Genomic DNA, 15,752 nt, shown 5'->3' with positions numbered 1-15,752 from the left:
TTGACGCTACGTTGACGCTACGTTGACGCGCCACCGACGACACACCGACGCGACAGTCACGCGCCACTTGCGCGACAGCAACGCGACATGTTCACGCCGCGAAGTTTCCGTTCCGCCACACCGCACCATCGAAGCGAATCCTGCTGTCTTGCCCATGCGCGGAACAAAAGCAGATCAAATCCTATTTTGCCAGCTCGTTCGAAAGGCCGGAGGGGGCGGCCTGGATCGCTGCCCGGATCGAAATTCGCCCTCCACTGGAAGCGCGTGGGAGCGAAAGCGTCCACACCGCGCCGAAATTGACTTTGGCACGCCTGCGGAACCGCCCCCTTCCCCGCCCCGTTATCGAAGCTCCCGCGCTCGCCGCGCCAGCCCTGGAGCCTCATGTCGGACCTGCCCGAGCCCCTCGACGCCAGTGTCTTCGATCCTCCCGAGGAAGCAGTCGAATTCTATTCCGACAGCCTGAAGCTGCTCAACCGGTGGGACATCCCCTATCTCCTGTCGGGCACCTATGCGCTCACCTGCCACACGGGCGTGATCCGCCCCACGAAGGACATCGACATCTTCTGCAAGGCGGGCGACGCACCGCGGCTGCTCGCGCATTTCAAGGCGGCAGGCTACCGAATCACGATCGAGGACGACCGGTGGATCGGCAAGGTCTGGCAGGACGAGAACTTCTTCGACGTCATCTACAACATCTCCTCCGCATCACTGCCGGTCACCGATTCGTGGTTCACGGAAGTGTACGAGGCCGAGGTCTACGGCAGCCGGGTGCGGATCACCCCGCCCACCGAGTTCATCCTCTCCAAGATGTTCATCCAGGACCGCTACCGCTACGATGGCGCCGATGTCGCGCATGTGATCCTGAAGAAGCACGACGAGATCGACTGGCACCGGCTGCTCTCCGCAATGGAGCTCCATTGGGAGGTGCTGCTGATCCATATCCTCAATTTCCGCTTCATCTACCCCACCGAACGCGACTGCGTGCCGCGCTGGCTGTTCGACACGCTGATCGAGCGCGTCCAGGCGCAGGCCGAGCTGCCCCCCGCCAACGTGCGGGTCTGTCGTGGACGGCTGCTCTCCCCGCGCGACTATGTGATCGACATCACCACCTGGGGCTTTGCCGATGTCGTCGGCAAGGGACTGGAGGAGAAGCATGAGCGGCACTTCTGAGCCGCTGCGCCTTGCGGCGATCGGCGACCTCCACGTCACCGAACAGTCCGAGCATCGCTACCGCGACTTGTTCGCGCGCATCTCCGAAGAGGCCGACGTGCTCGCGCTGTGCGGTGACCTCACCAATTTCGGCAAGACCAGCGAAGCCGAGCTGCTGGCCGAGGATCTGCGCGCCTGCACCATCCCCAGCGTCGGGGTGCTCGGAAACCATGACTATGAATGCGGCCAGCCGGAGGAAGTCGCGCGCATCCTCCACCAGGCCGGCGTGACGATCCTCGACGAGCAGGCGGTAGAAATCAAAGGCGTCGGTTTCGCGGGCGTGAAGGGATTCGTCGGCGGTTTCGGCCGCGGTGAGCTCGGCGCATTCGGCGAGGGAGCGGTCAAGGCCTTCGTCGAGGAATCGCTCAACGAGGCACGCAAGCTCGAGAACGGGCTGCGTTCGCTGCGGACCGATCGCGTGGTGGCAGTGCTCCACTATGCCCCGATCCCGGAAACGGTGGAGGGCGAGCCACTCGAAATCTATCCCTTCCTCGGGTCCTCGCGCCTTGCCGATGCCGTGGACCGGTTCGACAACGTCAAGGCAGTAGTCCACGGCCACGCGCACCGCGGCCGCTACGAAGGCCGCACGCGGCGCGGGGTGCCGGTGTTCAACTGCGCGCAGTTCGTGGTTTCGCAGCGCTTCGACCGGCCCTACGCGTTGCTGGAGATTTGAGGCGCGCGATTGCCCCGGTCCGGTTCGCGGGCTAGCCACATGCCCATGGGGCAGATCATCGGCCGCGTCGCGGCGCTCAATCGCTTTCCGGTGAAATCGATGGCGGGCGAATCGCTCGCGGTCGCCGAAGTCGATTGGCAGGGGGTTGAGGGCGATCGCCAATATGCCTTCGTCCGCAGCGCCAACGGCTCGCGCTTCCCCTGGTTCACGGGCCGCGAAGTGCCCGCGATGCTGCTCCACCGCGCCCGCTTCGCCGATCCGGGGGCGCCCAAGACATCGACGGTAATCGTCGAGACGCCGGACGGCGCATCGCTCTCGCTCCAGGATCCCATTCTTCGCGCCCAACTGGAAGCAGCGGCGGGCGAGCCCGCAGGGCTGATGCAGGTGGCGCGCGGCATCTATGATTCGATGCCGATCTCGATCGCGACCACGGCGAGTCATGCTCAGGTGGAGGCCGAGCACGGCGCTCGCCTCGACCCTCGCCGTTTCCGCGCCAACATTGTCGTCGAGAGCGACCTGACCACCAAGCAATGGCAGGGGCTGCGGCTGGCGTTCGGCGAGGCGCACGACGGCGCGCTGGTCCAATGCGCCGATCCGATCGCGCGCTGCGTGATGATCACGATCGATCCCGACACCGGCGCCAAGGACCCGCGCGTGCTGCGTACCGTCGCGCAACGTTTCGGCAACCATTATGGGCTCTACGCGACACCGGCGCGGCCCGGGCTGATCCGCGTGGGTGATGCGGTGCGGGTGGTCGATTAGGAAGCGGGCGGCCTATTCCTCGCGGCCGGTGGCTTCACGATCGCGCTCATATCGTCTCTCGAGCGGGAACGGAGGCAGCCAGGCCTCGCGGCGGACGGTCCAGCCTTCGTAGGTCGGCATCAGCTGGTCGGGAGCATCGAGCGCGCCCAGATGCACTTCGATTTCGTCGGCGGTGCGCGCGAAGACCGAGGAGCCGCAGCGGGGGCAGAAAAACCGCCCGCGATATTCGCGCGTTTCGCCTTCGATCGTCACTGCGTCCTCGGGGAACACCGCCGCCGCGTAGAACAGGGCGCCGTGGTGCTTGCGGCAGTCGAGACAGTGGCAAAGCCCCACGCGATATGGAGCTCCTTCCGCCGCGATTCGGACATCGCCGCACAGGCAGCCGCCAGTCAGTCGATCCATGCCGAGCCTCCACAAATCAGCAGCCGGAATACTCTATTCAAAGCACGGCGCCCGCGCAAAACGCGCCTTTCAACTTCACTTGGCGGTTCGCCTGCTTCATCCTTTCCGTATAGCAAAGGGGGCTCCCATGAACTTCATGCAGTGGCTGAACTCGCTCGACGAGCTGCTCTACGAAGTGATGAGCTGGATCGTCTTCTTTCCGGCCACGCTCTGGCGGGCCGTCACCCGGCCGCTGGCGATGATGAACTATGCGGACCTGGAGCTGCGCGAGAAGGAGGACGAGCAGTTCACCGATACGCTGAGCCCGCCGCTGTTCCTCGTCATCGCGCTTCTCCTCTCGCACGGCGTGGAAATGGCGCTGGGCGGCGGCACCAATCCGATCGTTACGCGCACGACCGGGCTCGGGGCGCTGGTGAGCGACAATTCGACTTTGCTGCTGCTGCGCCTCATCGTCTTCTCGATCTTTCCGCTGATGCTCGCGGTCCGGCTGCTGCGGGCGAGCAAGGTGCCGGTGACCAAGCCCCGGTTGAAGGCGCCCTTTTATGCGCAATGCTATGCCGCCGGGCCGTTTGCGCTGTTTCTCGGCCTCGGCACGTCCATCTCGCATACGGGCCATAGCTGGTCGCTTCCGCTGGGACCGGCCGTAATCATCGTCACGCTCATCGGCTATGTGGCAGTGCAGGCACGCTGGTTCGCAAAGCATTTGCACGCGGGGTTGCTCAGCGGCCTGCTGCACAGCATTCGGGCACTGGTTGTCAGCGCAGTGCTGATGCTCTTCATGGGTTTCCTGTTTGTAGGCGGAGCGTAATACAGATCCCGCAAGTCAGCACGGCGGTCACGAACTCTCGGGCGAAAGGTAGTATTCCCATGAAGCGTTACGCAGTCATCGTGCTTGGAACTCTGCCTGTTCTTGCATTCGGCAGCGCGGCTTCGGCGCAGACCCCTCCCGAGCTGCGGGACCTGATCGGCGCGCGGGCGGCGAGTGCAGAGACTGCGATCCAGTCGCGCGGCTATGTCAATGTCCGTGCGGAGACCGGCGACGACCGGGTCTGGACCTATTGGTGGAACCAGCGGACCCGCACCTGCGTCACCGTGGCGACGGTCAACGGCCGTTACGACAGCATCACCACTTCCCCGGCGCCCGACTGCCGCCAGCAGGGGCGCCCGCTCCCCGCGCCGGTGCCGTCGAGACCCTCCGAAGCGACACGCCCGGTCCCGAGCTGGACCCATGAGGAGATCGATCTCGGCCTGGTCTGCTATGGCGAAGGGCAGCGGCCCACTGCGGCGACGCGCTGGGGCTATAGCTGGGATTATGACAAGGATCGCTACGTCTACGGCAACCGGACCGAGCTCACGAAGGAGGACTTCGACGCGAGCGTGACGATCCAGCTGTGGGACGGCGGCGGGCGCATCCGGCTGCCGAAGAAGCTGATCCCGCCGATCAACTCGCGCGGGGACCACGGCTGGTGGGCACTCTCGGATGTGTCGATGGCACGCGACACGATCCGCGCGGGCTATCGGCTGAACGGACTCAACAAACCGAGCATCACCATCGATCGGCGGAGCGGGCGCATCAGCATCAGGGGTACGGGCGACTATGCGTTCCGCGGCACCTGCGACCTCATCGGCGCCGACGACCATCCGCGTTTCTGAGGGCGCTGCGGCTCTCAGCGAGCGCCTTCGCCGTGGCGCAGGAGCTCGCTCACGCTGACGGCGCGATAACCGCGCGCGGCCAGTCCCTCGAGGACCAGCGGCAGCGCATCGCGCTGGACCTGACCGGTGCGGTACATGACGTGCATCACCACGATCGAGCCGGGCCGGACGCGCGCCAGCACGCCGTCGGCAAAGGCGCGGGCGCTGGGCGCGGTCATGGGATCCTCGTGATCCCAGGTGATGGTGCGGTAGCCGGTGCGCTCGACCGCGATCGGCAGCCCGGTGAGCTTCTTGCCATTGGGCGGGCGGAAGAATGTCGGGTTCACCGCCCCTTCCCTCCGCAGCAGCGCGTCGGTGCGGCGGATCTCGTGCTCGTATCGGCCGGGAAACAGGCCCCACATGCGCTTGTGCGAATAGCTGTGGTTGGCGAGTTCGTGCCCCGCGACCAGCAGGCGGCGGGCCTGGCCGGGATAACGGTCCATCTCCTGGCCGACGAGGAAGAAGGTGCCTTGCGCGCCGTGGCGCTGCAGGACCGGCAGAACGGCGTCGACGCCCAGCGGAGTGGGTCCGTCGTCGAAGGTGAGCGCGACCAGCTTTTCCGACGTCTCGACCTTGCAGAGCGGCGTGCCGATCAGCTGCCAGCAGGGCACACGGCTGATCTCGAACAGCGCGAAGAGAAGAAGGAGCAGCGCGGCGAGCGTGGCGGCCGCGATGAGAAGAAACCGGCGGCTGCGCTCAGCCAAGCCCGGACAGGACCTTCTCGACGCCGTCCATCGTGAACGGCTTGGAGAGGACGGGGCGATCGCGGAAACGCTCGGCAATCGTATCGCCGGCGCCACCGGTGGCGAGCACGAAGGGGATGCCCTTCTCGGCGAGCTTGTCGGCGACGGGCCAGCTCTGCTCGCCGCCGCGCAGGTTCACATCGAGGATCGCGGCGTGGATTTCGTGCTGCTCGACATGGTCGAGCGCCGTGGCGACATTGTCCGCCACTCCGGCGACTTCGCGGTCGAGAGCGTCGATGAAGTCCTCCAACATCATCGCGATCAACGGTTCGTCTTCGACGATCAGGATGCGATGAAGCGTGGCCATTGGCCGTCCCATTGCAGAAAGCCGATGCCTCGCCAAGCCCTATTTCGCTGCCAGAACTTCGCGTGTAGCCTCGGCAAGCTGCTGAACCGAAAAGGGTTTCGGGAGGAAGGCGACGTTGGGAATGTCTATCGAGCGCCGCAACTGCTCCTCGGCATAGCCGGACATGAAAAGGATCGGCAGATCGGGGTAGAGCTTGCGAATCTGCCGCGCCATCGTCGGCCCGTCCATCAGGGGCATGACGACGTCCGAGATCAGCAGATCGGGCTTTTCCATCTCCGCGAGCGTCTCGAGCGCGACTTCGCCGTTCTCGGCTGTGACGACGGTATAGCCTTGCCGCGTGAGCGCGCGCTCGGCGACGGCGCGGACCATGTCCTCGTCCTCCACCAGCAGGATCGTGCCCGTTCCCCACAGGTCGGCGGGCTTCTCCCTCGCTGCGGTGGCCTTGACCACCACCGTCTCGGGCGCGGCGTGGATCGGCAGGTAGATAGTGAACTCGGCGCCCCCGCCGGCGATGTTGTCGGCGAAGATGAAACCGCCGGACTGTTTGATGATGCCGTAGACGGTCGAAAGCCCCAGCCCTGTGCCGCGGCCGACTTCCTTGGTGGTGAAGAAGGGCTCGAAGATCTTGGAGATGATCTCGGGCGGGATGCCGGTGCCCGTGTCCGCGATGCGCAGCGCGGTATAGTCGCCCACCGGAAGAACGTCGTCGTCCATCTGGCGGACCTGCGAGGCGGGGACTGACATGGTCTCTATCGTAAGCGTGCCGCCGCCGTTGGGGTTCTTGGCCAGCATCGCATCGCGCGCGTTGACGGCGAGATTGACGACGACCTGCTCAAGCTGACCGGGGTCGGCGCGCACCGGCCCCAGGTTGCGCCCGTGCTTGACCTCGAGCCGCACCGTCTCGCCGAGCAGGCGCTTGAGGAGATTGGAAACTTCCGAAATGACATCGGGCAGCTGGAGCACCTGCGGCCGGAGCGTCTGCTGACGCGAGAAGGCGAGCAGCTGGCGGGTCAGGCTCGCCGCGCGGTTCGAATTGGCGCGGATCTGCTGGATGTCGTCATAGTCGCTGTCGCCGGGCGAATGGCGCATCAGCATCAGGTCGCAATGGCCGATGATCGCAGTGAGGATGTTGTTGAAGTCGTGCGCGACGCCACCGGCGAGCTGACCCACCGCCTGCATCTTGGTGGCTTGCGCGACCTGGTGCTTGAGCTTGCCCTCCTCGCCCGAATCCTTGAGGCCGAGCAGCACCGCGGCATCGCCCAGTCCGCGGGCGCCGGCGATCGAAAGCGAGACGGGCTCGTCGGGCGCGTCGGTGAAGCGCACCGTCATCTCGGCCGATTGCGGCGCGCCGCTGGCGAAGCGGCGCACGGCGTCTGCCAGGGCGGCCTTGTCCTCGCGGACGACGAGATCGATCGGATAGAGCGGCGGCGCGGCCGGGTTGATCCGCGCGGCACGGACGAAGGCGTCGTTCATGTGGACGAAGCGGCCGTCGCGGTCGACCAGCGCCATCGCCGAGGGGAGCAGCGCGATCAGCGAGCGGACATGTGCGGTGGCATTCGCGCCGATGGCCGGCGCCGGAATCTCCGCATGTTCCTCGTCGAGCAGTGCGACGAGCATCGGGGCGTCGTCGCCGTCGAGGAACGGGATCTGGAGCACGCGCAGCGGCGTGCCCTCCATCCCCTCGCGCTCGAAGCGCACCAGCCCCAGCGAATCGGTGATCAGGAACCGGGCAAAGTCGCGCCCCTCGACCGGCGCATCTGGCATGCCCATCGCACGGGCACGGAACACGCGATTGGCGCCGCGCACCCGCCCTTCGGGTGAGACCATCACTGCCATTATCCCCGCCGCGCCCAGCCGGTCGCCAGTCGTCCCGCCGATCAGCGCCTGGACCTGCGCAGTCACGTCGAGCGCCCGAATCCCGATGAAGCGCCAGACGAGGGATTCGTCGCCCACGCGCGCGATCCGCGCCGAGACGGAGGCGCCGAACACCTGGATATCGTCGAGCCGCGCTTCGCCGTCGCGCCAGGCGGTGCGCGCGGCGATCCCGAGGGCCGCCACCGCAGTCTCGCTCACCGGCAGGTTGGGCGGTGTCGGCCAGCCATCGAACAGCGCCTCGAAGCGGGCATTGGCACAGACGAGGCGGCCGGCACGGTCGGTCACCGCGAGCGCGTCGTCCGACGCCGAGGCGAGCGCGTGCGCTACCGACCAGTCGACCGGCGCCTCCGCCGTTTCCTCGCTCCGGAACATCCGGCGGGCGGCATAGAGCACGCCTGCCGCAAGCACGCCCGCCGCGGCAAAGCCGATTGCCACCACGCGATCGTTCAGCGTCAGCAGCACGAACATTCCCGCCGCGGCGCCCGCCACGGTCGCGGCGAGAAGCGGCAGGAAACGCCGGGTCCTGGAAGGAGTCGCGGGCAAGCTCGCCATTGACCACCGATGTTCGGTAGCGCGGCGGGGGTCAAGCGCCAGAATCCTCTCCTAGCGGAGAAGGAGCCCCCTCACCCTTCCCACCGCCTCCGGCGGCGGGCCCCTTCCCTCTCCCACAAGGGGAGAGGGAGTAAGGCATCACCAGATGCGGACGCGCTGCTCGGGCGGCAGGAACAGTTTCGCGCCCGGTTCCGGTGCGAAGGCCGAGTACCAGGGATCGAGGTTGCGCACGACCCAGGCGCGCTGCTCGGACGGCGAGTGCGGATCGGTCAGCAGCCGCTGACGCAGGTTCGCCTCGCGATAGTTGCGCCGCCACACCTGCGCCCAACCCAGATAGAAGCGCTGGTCGCCCGACGTGCCGTCGAGCACCGGCGCCGGTTGCCCGCCCAGCGAAGCCTTGTACGCGTCATAGGCGACGGTAAGGCCCGCGAGATCGGCGACGTTCTCGCCGAGCGTGAGTGCGCCCTTCACCTTCATGCCCGGCAGCGGCTCATATTGGTCGTACTGGGCTACCAGCGCATCGGTACGCGCCTTGAAGCCCGCCACGTCGGTATCGCTCCACCACGTCGAGAGCTCGCCCTTCTCGTTGTACTTCGCGCCCTGGTCATCGAAATGGTGGCTGATCTCGTGCCCGATCACCGCGCCGATGCCGCCATAGTTGATCGCCGGATCGGCATGCGGATCGAAGAACGGCGGCTGGAGGATGGCTGCCGGGAAGACGATCTCCATCATGCCGAAATTGGCGTAGGCGTTGATCTCCATCGGAGTCATTCCCCACTCCCAGCGCCGGATCGGCTGGCCCAGCTTCGAGATGCTGTCTTCGTGCTGCCAGTTGTTCGCACGGATGTTGTTGCCCAGCGCGTCGCCGGCGGTGATCGTCAGGTTCGAATAATCGTGCCAACGATCCGGATAGCCGATCTTCGCAGTGAAGGTGGCGAGTTTCTTGCGCGCCCGCGCCTTCGTAGCCGGTGCCATCCAGTCGAGCTGATCGATGCGGCGGCCCATCGCCTGGATCACATTCTTGACGAGATCGTCGGCCGCCGCCTTGGTCTCGGGCGGGAAGTATTTTGCCACATAGACCTTGCTGACATCGTCGGAGAGCGCGCCGGTGGTGAAATCCACTGCCCGCTTCCAGCGCGGCTGCTGCTCGGGCGTGCCAGAAAGCGTGGTGCCGTAGAATGCGAACTGCTCCTTGTCGAAGGCGCTCGGCAGCACATCGGCGAAGGTATCGAGACTGCGAACGAGCAACTGGTCTTGCAGCACCGCTACCGGCGTCGCCTGAATGGCCTTGGCGATGCCCGCAACCGCGCTCGGCTGGGCCACGATCGCGCTGTCGACCGGCGCGCCGATGCCCTTGAAATAAGCGAGGAAGTCGAAGCCCGGCGCCTGCTTGCGCAGATCTGCCAGCGTCAGCTTGTTATAGGTCTTGTTGGCGTCGCGGCTTTCGACCCGGGTCCAGTGCGCCTGCGCGACCTTGGTCTCGAAGTCGAGGATCGCCTTGGCGCGCGCCGCGGCGTTGGGCTCGCCCGCGAGCGTCAGCACATTGGCCAGATGCTTCTCATAAGCGGTCCGGGTCTCGACCAGCTTGGCCTCGGTCGAGAGATAATAGTCTCGATCGGGCATGCCGATGCCCGCCTGATAGATGTTCAGCGCATAGACTTCGGGGTTCTTGTCGTCCTGGCCGATGTAGCTCGCGAAGGGCACGGGCACGCCGTTGCGGTCGGCGGCGGCATAGAGCGCCGGAAGCGCCGCCTTGGTCTTGGCCGCCTTGATCTGGTTCAGCCAGGGCTGGATCGGCGCCAAGCCCTTGGCATCGATCGCCGCCTGATCGAGATAGGTCGAATAAGCGACGCCTATCTTCGAATCGGCATCCGCCTTGGCCGCATCGAGGATCTCGCGCGTGCGCTGCTTCGAGAGATCGTCGAGCACGGTGAACATGCCATAGTTCGAGCGATCGGCGGGAATCGGCGTGTTCTTGGCCCAGGTGCCGTTGGCGTAGCCGTAGAAATCGTCGCCGGGGGCGATCGACTTGTCCATCCCGGACTCGTCGAAGCCATAGCTGCCGATCTGCGGTTTGGCCGCTTGGGGCGCCGCGGTTCCCGCGCCTGCCGCGGCCATGGGCGCAGCGACGGTCGACGGAACATCGGCAGGCGCGCAGCCGGCGAGCAGCGCGGGGGCGGCGAGGAAGGTAGTAGCAAGCAACGAAAGACGCATCTGGGGCCCCTCGAAAAGGAGAAAGGAGCCGTCTTAGATCGCCACTAGGGCCAGTCAATCAGCCCGGTCGCGCCCCGCACGTTCCTGGGTGCGCTTGCGCCATTTGCGCAACACCCACAGCCGCCAGGCGAGCGCCCCGCCGAAATAGCCGATCAGGCCGCCGATCACGGCGCATATCGCCATGCCGACCAGCGTGGGCAGGCCCACGTCGGCCGCCAGCCAGTGCAGCCACCCGCCGCCCGCGACTGCCGTGCTCGCCTCGGCCGGCGAGGTGCCGCTGAGGTGCAGCACCCAGTCGCCCACCTTGTAGTAGAGGATGAACAGGAAGGGCGTGGTCACGGGATTGGTGAAGAAGGTGGTGAGCGCCGCCGCCGGGATGTTCGCCCTGAGCGGCAGCGCGAGCACGGCCGAGGCCGGGATCTGCCCCATCGGGATCAGGATGCCGGTGAACATGCCGAGCGCGACGCCGCGGGGCACCGAGCGGCGCGTCATCCGCCACAGCGCCGAATGCAGGATGCGGTGGGCGATAGGCTTCAGCCAGCGGTTCGATTCGAAGCTCTCGCGCGTCGGCTTGTTGCGGTCCGCCCAGGCGCGGAACCGCTCGGAGAAGCGGCGATCAGCCACGGTCGCGGAGAAGCCGCTGCTGCTCTCGCTTCCAGTCCCGCTCCTTGATGGTGTCCCGCTTGTCATGCGTTTTCTTGCCCTTCGCGAGCGCGAGTTCGACTTTCGCGCGGCCCCGTCCGTTGAAATAGATGGAAAGGGGCACGAGGGTCATACCCTCGCGCGCTACCGCTCCGTGCAGCTTGTTTATTTCACGCTCATGAAGCAGCAATTTACGGGGACGCTTGGGCTCGTGGTTGAAGCGGTTGCCGTGGCTGAATTCGGGGATGTTCGCATTGACCAGCCACACTTCCTCGCCGGTCACCTCGGCATAGGCCTCGGCGATCGATCCCTCGCCGAAGCGCAGCGACTTCACTTCGGTGCCGGTCAGCGCGATGCCCGCTTCGTAGGTCTGCTCGATGAAATAGTCGAAGCGTGCGCGCCGGTTCTCGGCGACGGTCTTCACTTTATCGAATGTGGCAGGACGCGGACGAGGCATGGGAGGGGCGATGTAGGGGCGCGTGCGGCGAAACGCCAGCGCCGTTTGAGCAGTCCTCGGCTGCCGGCGCGGCGTCAGATCAGCCCGGCATGCTCCAGCGCGGCATCCACGGCTTTGCGGCTTGCTTCGCCCGCTTCGGTCATCGGGAGCCGCAGCTCGGCGGGGAAGCCCGGACGGACCCTGCTCAAGGCGTATTTCACCGGCCCAGGTGAAGCATCGGTGAACATCGCGACGTGGAGCGGATAGAGCCGGTCGTGGAGCTCGAGCGCGCGCGCATTATCGCCCACCGCCCATGCCGCCTGGAAGTCCGAGCACAGCCTGGGCGCGACATTGGCCGAGACCGAGATGCACCCTACCCCGCCCATCGCATTGAAGGCCAGCGCAGTCTCGTCGTTGCCCGAGAGCTGGGTGAAGCCGCTGCCGCAGCCGGCGCGCTGCTCGGAAACGCGCGCGAGCTGGCCGGTCGCGTCCTTCACGCCGATGAACACTTCGGGGAACGCCTTGACGATCCGCGCCATCGTCGCGGGCTGGATATCGGTCACGGTGCGGCCGGGGACGTTGTAGAGCACGATCGGCAGCTCGGCCGCCTTCGCCACGGCCTCGAAATGGCGGAAGATGCCTTCCTGGCTCGGGCGATTGTAATAGGGCGGCACCATCAGCGCGGCGTCGGCGCCCGCGTCCTTTGCGGCGCGCACGTTCGCGATCGCCACCTGGGTGTCGTTCGATCCGGCGCCGGCGAGGATGGGAACCCGCCCCCTCGCCTGCTCAACGCACGCGCGCACCACGTGGAAATGCTCGTCTTTCGGCATCGTCGCGGCCTCGCCGGTGGTGCCGCACGGCACCAGCGCAGTCGAGCCCTGCTCGATCTGCCAGTCGACGAACGCGCGGAAATCCTCTTCCGCGAACTTGCCGTCGCGGAAGGGCGTCACCAGCGCCGGAATCGAGCCGGAGAACATGCCGGAAATCTTTCCTATAGGTGGATAATCGGGGGTGGCAGATAGGCCGCGGTTGCGTATCATGTCCAGCATGCTCAGTTCTGCGTTGAAGAGTGGGTTGCTACTTGCGGGGGTTTCGGGGCTGGCTGCTTCGTCGCAGCTCGCACGGGAGCACATCGACCTGTACCGGATGGCGTTCGAGAGCGCCGCGTCCCAGACTGCGCCGCGCTACGGCCAGTCCAGCGACATCGCGCCTGCGCTCGTCGAGTGGAAGCGCCTCCAGCAATCGGACAATTGGCCTTTCGCCGACTATGCCAATTTCCTGCTGGCGCATCCCGGCTGGCCGGGCGAGACGAGCCGCCGTGCCGCCGCCGAGACCGTGCTGGTCAGCGGCGTGGAGGCGCCGTCGCTGGTCATCCGCTTCTTCGAGCGGTTCCCGCCGGCCACCGCCGCAGGCCGCATCCGCTATGCCGAGGCGCTCGCGGTTTCGGGCCGCCGCCCCGAAGCCAATGAGCAGGCGCGCCAAGCATGGCGCGCGGGCGTGCTTCGGCCGGCCGATGAAACCCGGCTGATCGGCAGTTTCGCATCGGCGTTGACCGCCGCGGACCACGACGCGCGGATGGACATGTTGCTGTGGCGCGGCGCGACCTCCGCGGCGCAGCGCCAGCTCCTCTATCTCACCTCGTCGCGCCGCCCGGTGTTCGAGGCGCGGCTCGCCTATCGCACCAAGGCGCCCGATGCCGCCAGCAAGGGCGCGGCGGCGCAGGTACTCGGCAGCGGTGATCCCGGCTATATCGCCGATCGTGCGCAATGGCTGCGCGACAGCGGCCAGGAAGCCGCGATGCGCTCCTATCTGGCGAACCGCCCCGCGCTCACCTCGCTGCCGGGCGACGCCGAGGAATGGTACGAAGTGCTGCTGACTGCCGCGCGCAGCGCAGTGGCGGACCGGCAGTACAGCCTGGCCTATCAGATCGCGAGCCGCGTCGACGACGCCTTCGCGCCGGGCACCGATATCAGCGCGCTCCCGCTCGGCGAGCGCGACGATTACACGAGCCTCGTCTGGCTGGCGGGCAGCACTGCCTATTACAACCTCATGCGCCCACGCGACGCGATCGGCATGTTCGAGCGCTATTCGCGGGGATCGCGGACGCCGCAGACGCGCTCGAAGGGCATTTACTGGGCCGGACGCGCGGCGGAGGCCGCGGGCGATCAGATCGCGGCGCAGGCCTATTTCGCGCAGGCGGCGGGTTTCCCCGATCTTTATTACGGCCAGCTCGCGCTCGAGCGCACCGGCCGTCCGCTGCGCGCCCCGCCCGCGCTCGCCAATCGACCGATCGACCCCGCAATGCGCCAGGCCTTCTTCCGGAAGGAGACGGTGCGCGCCGCGCAATATCTCGGCTCGGTGGGCAACCGCGCCGACCAGGGGCTGTTCATCCGCCAGATCGCGCGCGACGCCGAGACGGACACCGACCATGTCCTTGCCGCCGAGCTCAGCCGCACGATCGGCCGCCCGGACCTGGGCGTGATGGTCGGCCGCAGTGCGCTCGAGAACGGGCTTTCGGACTATACCGCCGCGGGCTTCCCCTCGGTGCCCGTTCCCGCCGGGCACGAGGACAGCTGGACGATGATCCATGCGATCGCGCGCCAGGAGAGCCAGTTCGATCGCGCCGCGGTGAGCCATGCCGGCGCACGCGGCCTGATGCAGCTGATGCCCGGCACCGCGCGCGAGGCCGCGACCAAGCTCGGGCTGAGCTACAACCAATCCTCGCTGGTCGAGAACACCGATTACAACATCCAGCTCGGATCGAGCTACTTTAAACGGATGTATAATCAGTACGGCAGCTATCCGCTCGCGGTCGCCGCCTATAACGCGGGTCCCGGCAACGTGAACCGCTGGATCCGCGAGAATGGCGATCCGCGCCTGCCGGGCACCGATGTGCTTCGTTGGGTCGAGGAAATCCCCTATTTCGAGACCAAGAACTATGTCCAGCGCGTGCTGGAGAATGCCGTGGTCTACGATCTGCTCAATCCGCAGCGGGCGCGCTCGCGCGGTCCCAACAACCTGAGCTGGTATCTGGGCAAGAGCCGGCCCGGCTGAGCTTCCCCACCCGCGATGGACCGCCCCAACTACATCACGCCGGCCGGCTTCGCCGCGCTCAGGGCCGAATATGAGGCGCTGTTCGCAGTCGAGCGGCCGCAGCTCGTCGAGACCATCTCCTGGGCTGCGGGTAACGGCGATCGATCGGAGAACGGCGACTATATCTATGGCCGCAAGCGGCTGCGCGAGATCGACCGGCGGCTCGGCTGGCTCTCGAAGCGGATGAAGGCCGCGAAAGTTGTCGACCCTGCCCATCAGGAAGATCGCAGCCGCGCCTATTTCGGCGCGACCGTCACCATTGCCGACGAGGACGATAACCAGCGCACGCTCACGCTGGTCGGCGACGATGAAGCCGATGCGGCAAAGGGCCTCGTCGGCTGGAACGCGCCGCTCGCCCGCGCGCTGCGGGGTGCAAGGATCGGCGACCTCCGGCGCGTCACGCTCCCCGGCGGCGAGCGCGAATATGAAATAATCGCAATCGCATACCCCTGATATGTGCCCCAGTTGCGGCGAACCGAGGGAACCGCTTGCTCCGCTTGGCGCACACCATGCTAGACACATTGCCGGAGCGGCAGGATGCCGCCCGAGTTAGCGTGGGGTATATGGCGACAAAGCGTATTTTCGTTTCCGGACGTGTTCAGGGCGTCGGCTATCGCGACTGGGTGGTGCGCACCGCGCAGCGCAACGGCCTCACCGGATGGGTACGCAACGTCCGCGACGGGCGGGTCGAAATCCTGGCAGCCGGTGAGGAGCAGGCGCTCGACAGCCTCGTCCAGGGGCTCGGCGAAGGACCGCCGCTGGCGCGGGTCGATCATGTCGAGGCGCATCCGGCCGATGGCGAGAAGTCGGCCAAGGGATTCACCAAACGCTTCACCGCGTAACCGGGAACGCCTCCCCCTCCCCCGCATTGAATCGGCGGTAGGAGGAGCTTGATGGAACATCCCCGCACAACATCGGCCCGCGATCACGACGACCGCGAGCTGATCGAGAGTATGGAACCCGGCCCGTCGTTCAGCACGTCGAGCGGCGGCACTTTGGCGCGCGACGTCGGCACGCAGGACGAGATCGCGCATGTCGCCGAGCCGAGCGCGGCGACGCGCGTGCGCAAGGGGCACGCGATCGAGCACGCGCAGGAACGGCGCCCCGACCGGGCGCGAGCACCCAACAATAGTTGACCACTCCCGGCGGCTG

The 15,752-nt window shown here is 66.6% G+C and carries 17 protein-coding genes; 9 read left to right on the top strand and 8 right to left on the bottom strand.

The genetic code is table 11. The features are described 5' to 3' along the window. Window positions 1-381: 381 nt before the first annotated feature. Genes ACMGDH_RS07930 through ACMGDH_RS07920 form a run of 3 tightly spaced genes read left to right on the top strand, consistent with a single transcriptional unit; the run spans window position 382 to window position 2,644 of the window. Window positions 382-1,170, top strand: coding sequence for a nucleotidyltransferase domain-containing protein (locus tag ACMGDH_RS07930; protein ID WP_436827408.1), 789 nt, complete (start codon window positions 382-384; stop codon window positions 1,168-1,170). After that, the gene (locus tag ACMGDH_RS07925; protein ID WP_436827407.1) at window positions 1,154-1,882 is read left to right on the top strand and encodes a metallophosphoesterase family protein; all 729 of its coding nucleotides are present in this window, start codon (window positions 1,154-1,156) and stop codon (window positions 1,880-1,882) included. The genes ACMGDH_RS07930 and ACMGDH_RS07925 overlap by 17 nt, the downstream gene beginning before the upstream one ends. Before the next feature lie 39 nt (window positions 1,883-1,921). Next, window positions 1,922-2,644 (top strand): MOSC domain-containing protein, encoded by a 723-nt coding sequence (locus tag ACMGDH_RS07920; protein WP_436827406.1) that lies wholly within the window; start codon window positions 1,922-1,924, stop codon window positions 2,642-2,644. Window positions 2,645-2,656: 12 nt separating this feature from the next. Here the strand turns inward: ACMGDH_RS07920 and ACMGDH_RS07915 are convergent, their stop codons facing one another. Further along, complete coding sequence (locus ACMGDH_RS07915; protein ID WP_436827405.1) at window positions 2,657-3,046, bottom strand: GFA family protein; 390 nt, start codon at window positions 3,044-3,046, stop codon at window positions 2,657-2,659. A gap of 127 nt (window positions 3,047-3,173) precedes the next feature. Between ACMGDH_RS07915 and ACMGDH_RS07910 the strand changes: the two genes are divergently transcribed. Both ACMGDH_RS07910 and ACMGDH_RS07905 read left to right on the top strand, forming a co-directional pair. Next, window positions 3,174-3,854 (top strand): hypothetical protein, encoded by a 681-nt coding sequence (locus tag ACMGDH_RS07910; protein ID WP_436827404.1) that lies wholly within the window; start codon window positions 3,174-3,176, stop codon window positions 3,852-3,854. A gap of 59 nt (window positions 3,855-3,913) precedes the next feature. Further along, entirely contained in the window at window positions 3,914-4,699 is a 786-nt protein-coding gene (locus tag ACMGDH_RS07905) for a hypothetical protein (protein ID WP_436827403.1), read from the top strand. 14 nt (window positions 4,700-4,713) lie between these two features. Here ACMGDH_RS07905 and ACMGDH_RS07900 read toward each other — a convergent pair whose 3' ends face one another. The 7 genes from ACMGDH_RS07900 to dapA form a co-directional block, all read right to left on the bottom strand. Further along, window positions 4,714-5,442 (bottom strand): polysaccharide deacetylase family protein, encoded by a 729-nt coding sequence (locus ACMGDH_RS07900; protein ID WP_436827402.1) that lies wholly within the window; start codon window positions 5,440-5,442, stop codon window positions 4,714-4,716. After that, complete coding sequence (locus ACMGDH_RS07895) at window positions 5,435-5,788, bottom strand: response regulator (RefSeq protein WP_436827401.1); 354 nt, start codon at window positions 5,786-5,788, stop codon at window positions 5,435-5,437. The genes ACMGDH_RS07900 and ACMGDH_RS07895 overlap by 8 nt, the downstream gene beginning before the upstream one ends. Before the next feature lie 39 nt (window positions 5,789-5,827). After that, entirely contained in the window at window positions 5,828-8,215 is a 2,388-nt protein-coding gene (locus ACMGDH_RS07890; RefSeq protein ID WP_436827400.1) for a hybrid sensor histidine kinase/response regulator, read from the bottom strand. Between the two features lie 138 nt (window positions 8,216-8,353). Beyond that, window positions 8,354-10,333, bottom strand: a complete 1,980-nt coding sequence (locus ACMGDH_RS07885) for a M13 family metallopeptidase (protein ID WP_436828217.1) — start codon at window positions 10,331-10,333, stop codon at window positions 8,354-8,356. Between the two features lie 150 nt (window positions 10,334-10,483). Continuing rightward, window positions 10,484-11,053 carry a DUF2062 domain-containing protein gene (locus ACMGDH_RS07880; protein WP_436827399.1) on the bottom strand — a complete coding sequence of 190 codons (570 nt, stop codon included), beginning with the start codon at window positions 11,051-11,053 and terminating at the stop codon, window positions 10,484-10,486. Continuing rightward, window positions 11,046-11,528, bottom strand: coding sequence for an SsrA-binding protein SmpB (gene smpB / locus ACMGDH_RS07875; protein ID WP_436827398.1), 483 nt, complete (start codon window positions 11,526-11,528; stop codon window positions 11,046-11,048). Before smpB ends, ACMGDH_RS07880 begins: the two co-directional genes overlap by 8 nt. A gap of 74 nt (window positions 11,529-11,602) precedes the next feature. Beyond that, window positions 11,603-12,484, bottom strand: a complete 882-nt coding sequence (gene dapA, locus ACMGDH_RS07870) for a 4-hydroxy-tetrahydrodipicolinate synthase (protein ID WP_436827397.1) — start codon at window positions 12,482-12,484, stop codon at window positions 11,603-11,605. A gap of 70 nt (window positions 12,485-12,554) precedes the next feature. Here dapA and ACMGDH_RS07865 point away from each other — a divergent pair, with 70 nt between their 5' ends. The 4 genes from ACMGDH_RS07865 (at window position 12,555) to ACMGDH_RS07850 (ending at window position 15,736) form a co-directional block, all read left to right on the top strand. Continuing rightward, on the top strand, window positions 12,555-14,561 hold the full coding sequence (locus ACMGDH_RS07865) for a lytic transglycosylase domain-containing protein (protein WP_436827396.1): 2,007 nt from the start codon (window positions 12,555-12,557) through the stop codon (window positions 14,559-14,561). A 15-nt stretch (window positions 14,562-14,576) separates the two neighbouring features. Continuing rightward, the gene (gene greB, locus ACMGDH_RS07860; protein ID WP_436827395.1) at window positions 14,577-15,053 is read left to right on the top strand and encodes a transcription elongation factor GreB; all 477 of its coding nucleotides are present in this window, start codon (window positions 14,577-14,579) and stop codon (window positions 15,051-15,053) included. A gap of 110 nt (window positions 15,054-15,163) precedes the next feature. Beyond that, window positions 15,164-15,442, top strand: coding sequence for an acylphosphatase (locus ACMGDH_RS07855; protein WP_436827394.1), 279 nt, complete (start codon window positions 15,164-15,166; stop codon window positions 15,440-15,442). Between the two features lie 51 nt (window positions 15,443-15,493). After that, window positions 15,494-15,736 carry a hypothetical protein gene (locus ACMGDH_RS07850; protein ID WP_436827393.1) on the top strand — a complete coding sequence of 81 codons (243 nt, stop codon included), beginning with the start codon at window positions 15,494-15,496 and terminating at the stop codon, window positions 15,734-15,736. Window positions 15,737-15,752 lie beyond the last annotated feature (16 nt).

The organism is Sphingomonas radicis (genome assembly GCF_051400635.1).
Taxonomy (GTDB): Bacteria; Pseudomonadota; Alphaproteobacteria; order Sphingomonadales; family Sphingomonadaceae; genus Sphingomonas.
Note: the sequence above shows the minus strand (reverse complement) of the source record. Positions and strands in the feature narration are given on the sequence as shown.

What these genes read in the sequence shown, in the direction of transcription:
- ACMGDH_RS07930 (WP_436827408.1), top strand. Translation starts at nt 382, where the DNA reads ATGTCGGACCTGCCCGAGCCCCTCGACGCCAGTGTCTTCGATCCTCCC.
- ACMGDH_RS07925 (WP_436827407.1), top strand. Translation starts at nt 1,154, where the DNA reads ATGAGCGGCACTTCTGAGCCGCTGCGCCTTGCGGCGATCGGCGACCTC.
- ACMGDH_RS07920 (WP_436827406.1), top strand. Translation starts at nt 1,922, where the DNA reads ATGCCCATGGGGCAGATCATCGGCCGCGTCGCGGCGCTCAATCGCTTT.
- ACMGDH_RS07915 (WP_436827405.1), bottom strand. Translation starts at nt 3,046, where the DNA reads ATGGATCGACTGACTGGCGGCTGCCTGTGCGGCGATGTCCGAATCGCG.
- ACMGDH_RS07910 (WP_436827404.1), top strand. Translation starts at nt 3,174, where the DNA reads ATGAACTTCATGCAGTGGCTGAACTCGCTCGACGAGCTGCTCTACGAA.
- ACMGDH_RS07905 (WP_436827403.1), top strand. Translation starts at nt 3,914, where the DNA reads ATGAAGCGTTACGCAGTCATCGTGCTTGGAACTCTGCCTGTTCTTGCA.
- ACMGDH_RS07895 (WP_436827401.1), bottom strand. Translation starts at nt 5,788, where the DNA reads ATGGCCACGCTTCATCGCATCCTGATCGTCGAAGACGAACCGTTGATC.
- ACMGDH_RS07890 (WP_436827400.1), bottom strand. Translation starts at nt 8,215, where the DNA reads ATGGCGAGCTTGCCCGCGACTCCTTCCAGGACCCGGCGTTTCCTGCCG.
- ACMGDH_RS07885 (WP_436828217.1), bottom strand. Translation starts at nt 10,333, where the DNA reads ATGGCCGCGGCAGGCGCGGGAACCGCGGCGCCCCAAGCGGCCAAACCG.
- smpB (WP_436827398.1), bottom strand. Translation starts at nt 11,528, where the DNA reads ATGCCTCGTCCGCGTCCTGCCACATTCGATAAAGTGAAGACCGTCGCC.
- dapA (WP_436827397.1), bottom strand. Translation starts at nt 12,484, where the DNA reads ATGTTCTCCGGCTCGATTCCGGCGCTGGTGACGCCCTTCCGCGACGGC.
- ACMGDH_RS07865 (WP_436827396.1), top strand. Translation starts at nt 12,555, where the DNA reads ATGCTCAGTTCTGCGTTGAAGAGTGGGTTGCTACTTGCGGGGGTTTCG.
- greB (WP_436827395.1), top strand. Translation starts at nt 14,577, where the DNA reads ATGGACCGCCCCAACTACATCACGCCGGCCGGCTTCGCCGCGCTCAGG.
- ACMGDH_RS07855 (WP_436827394.1), top strand. Translation starts at nt 15,164, where the DNA reads ATGGCGACAAAGCGTATTTTCGTTTCCGGACGTGTTCAGGGCGTCGGC.
- ACMGDH_RS07850 (WP_436827393.1), top strand. Translation starts at nt 15,494, where the DNA reads ATGGAACATCCCCGCACAACATCGGCCCGCGATCACGACGACCGCGAG.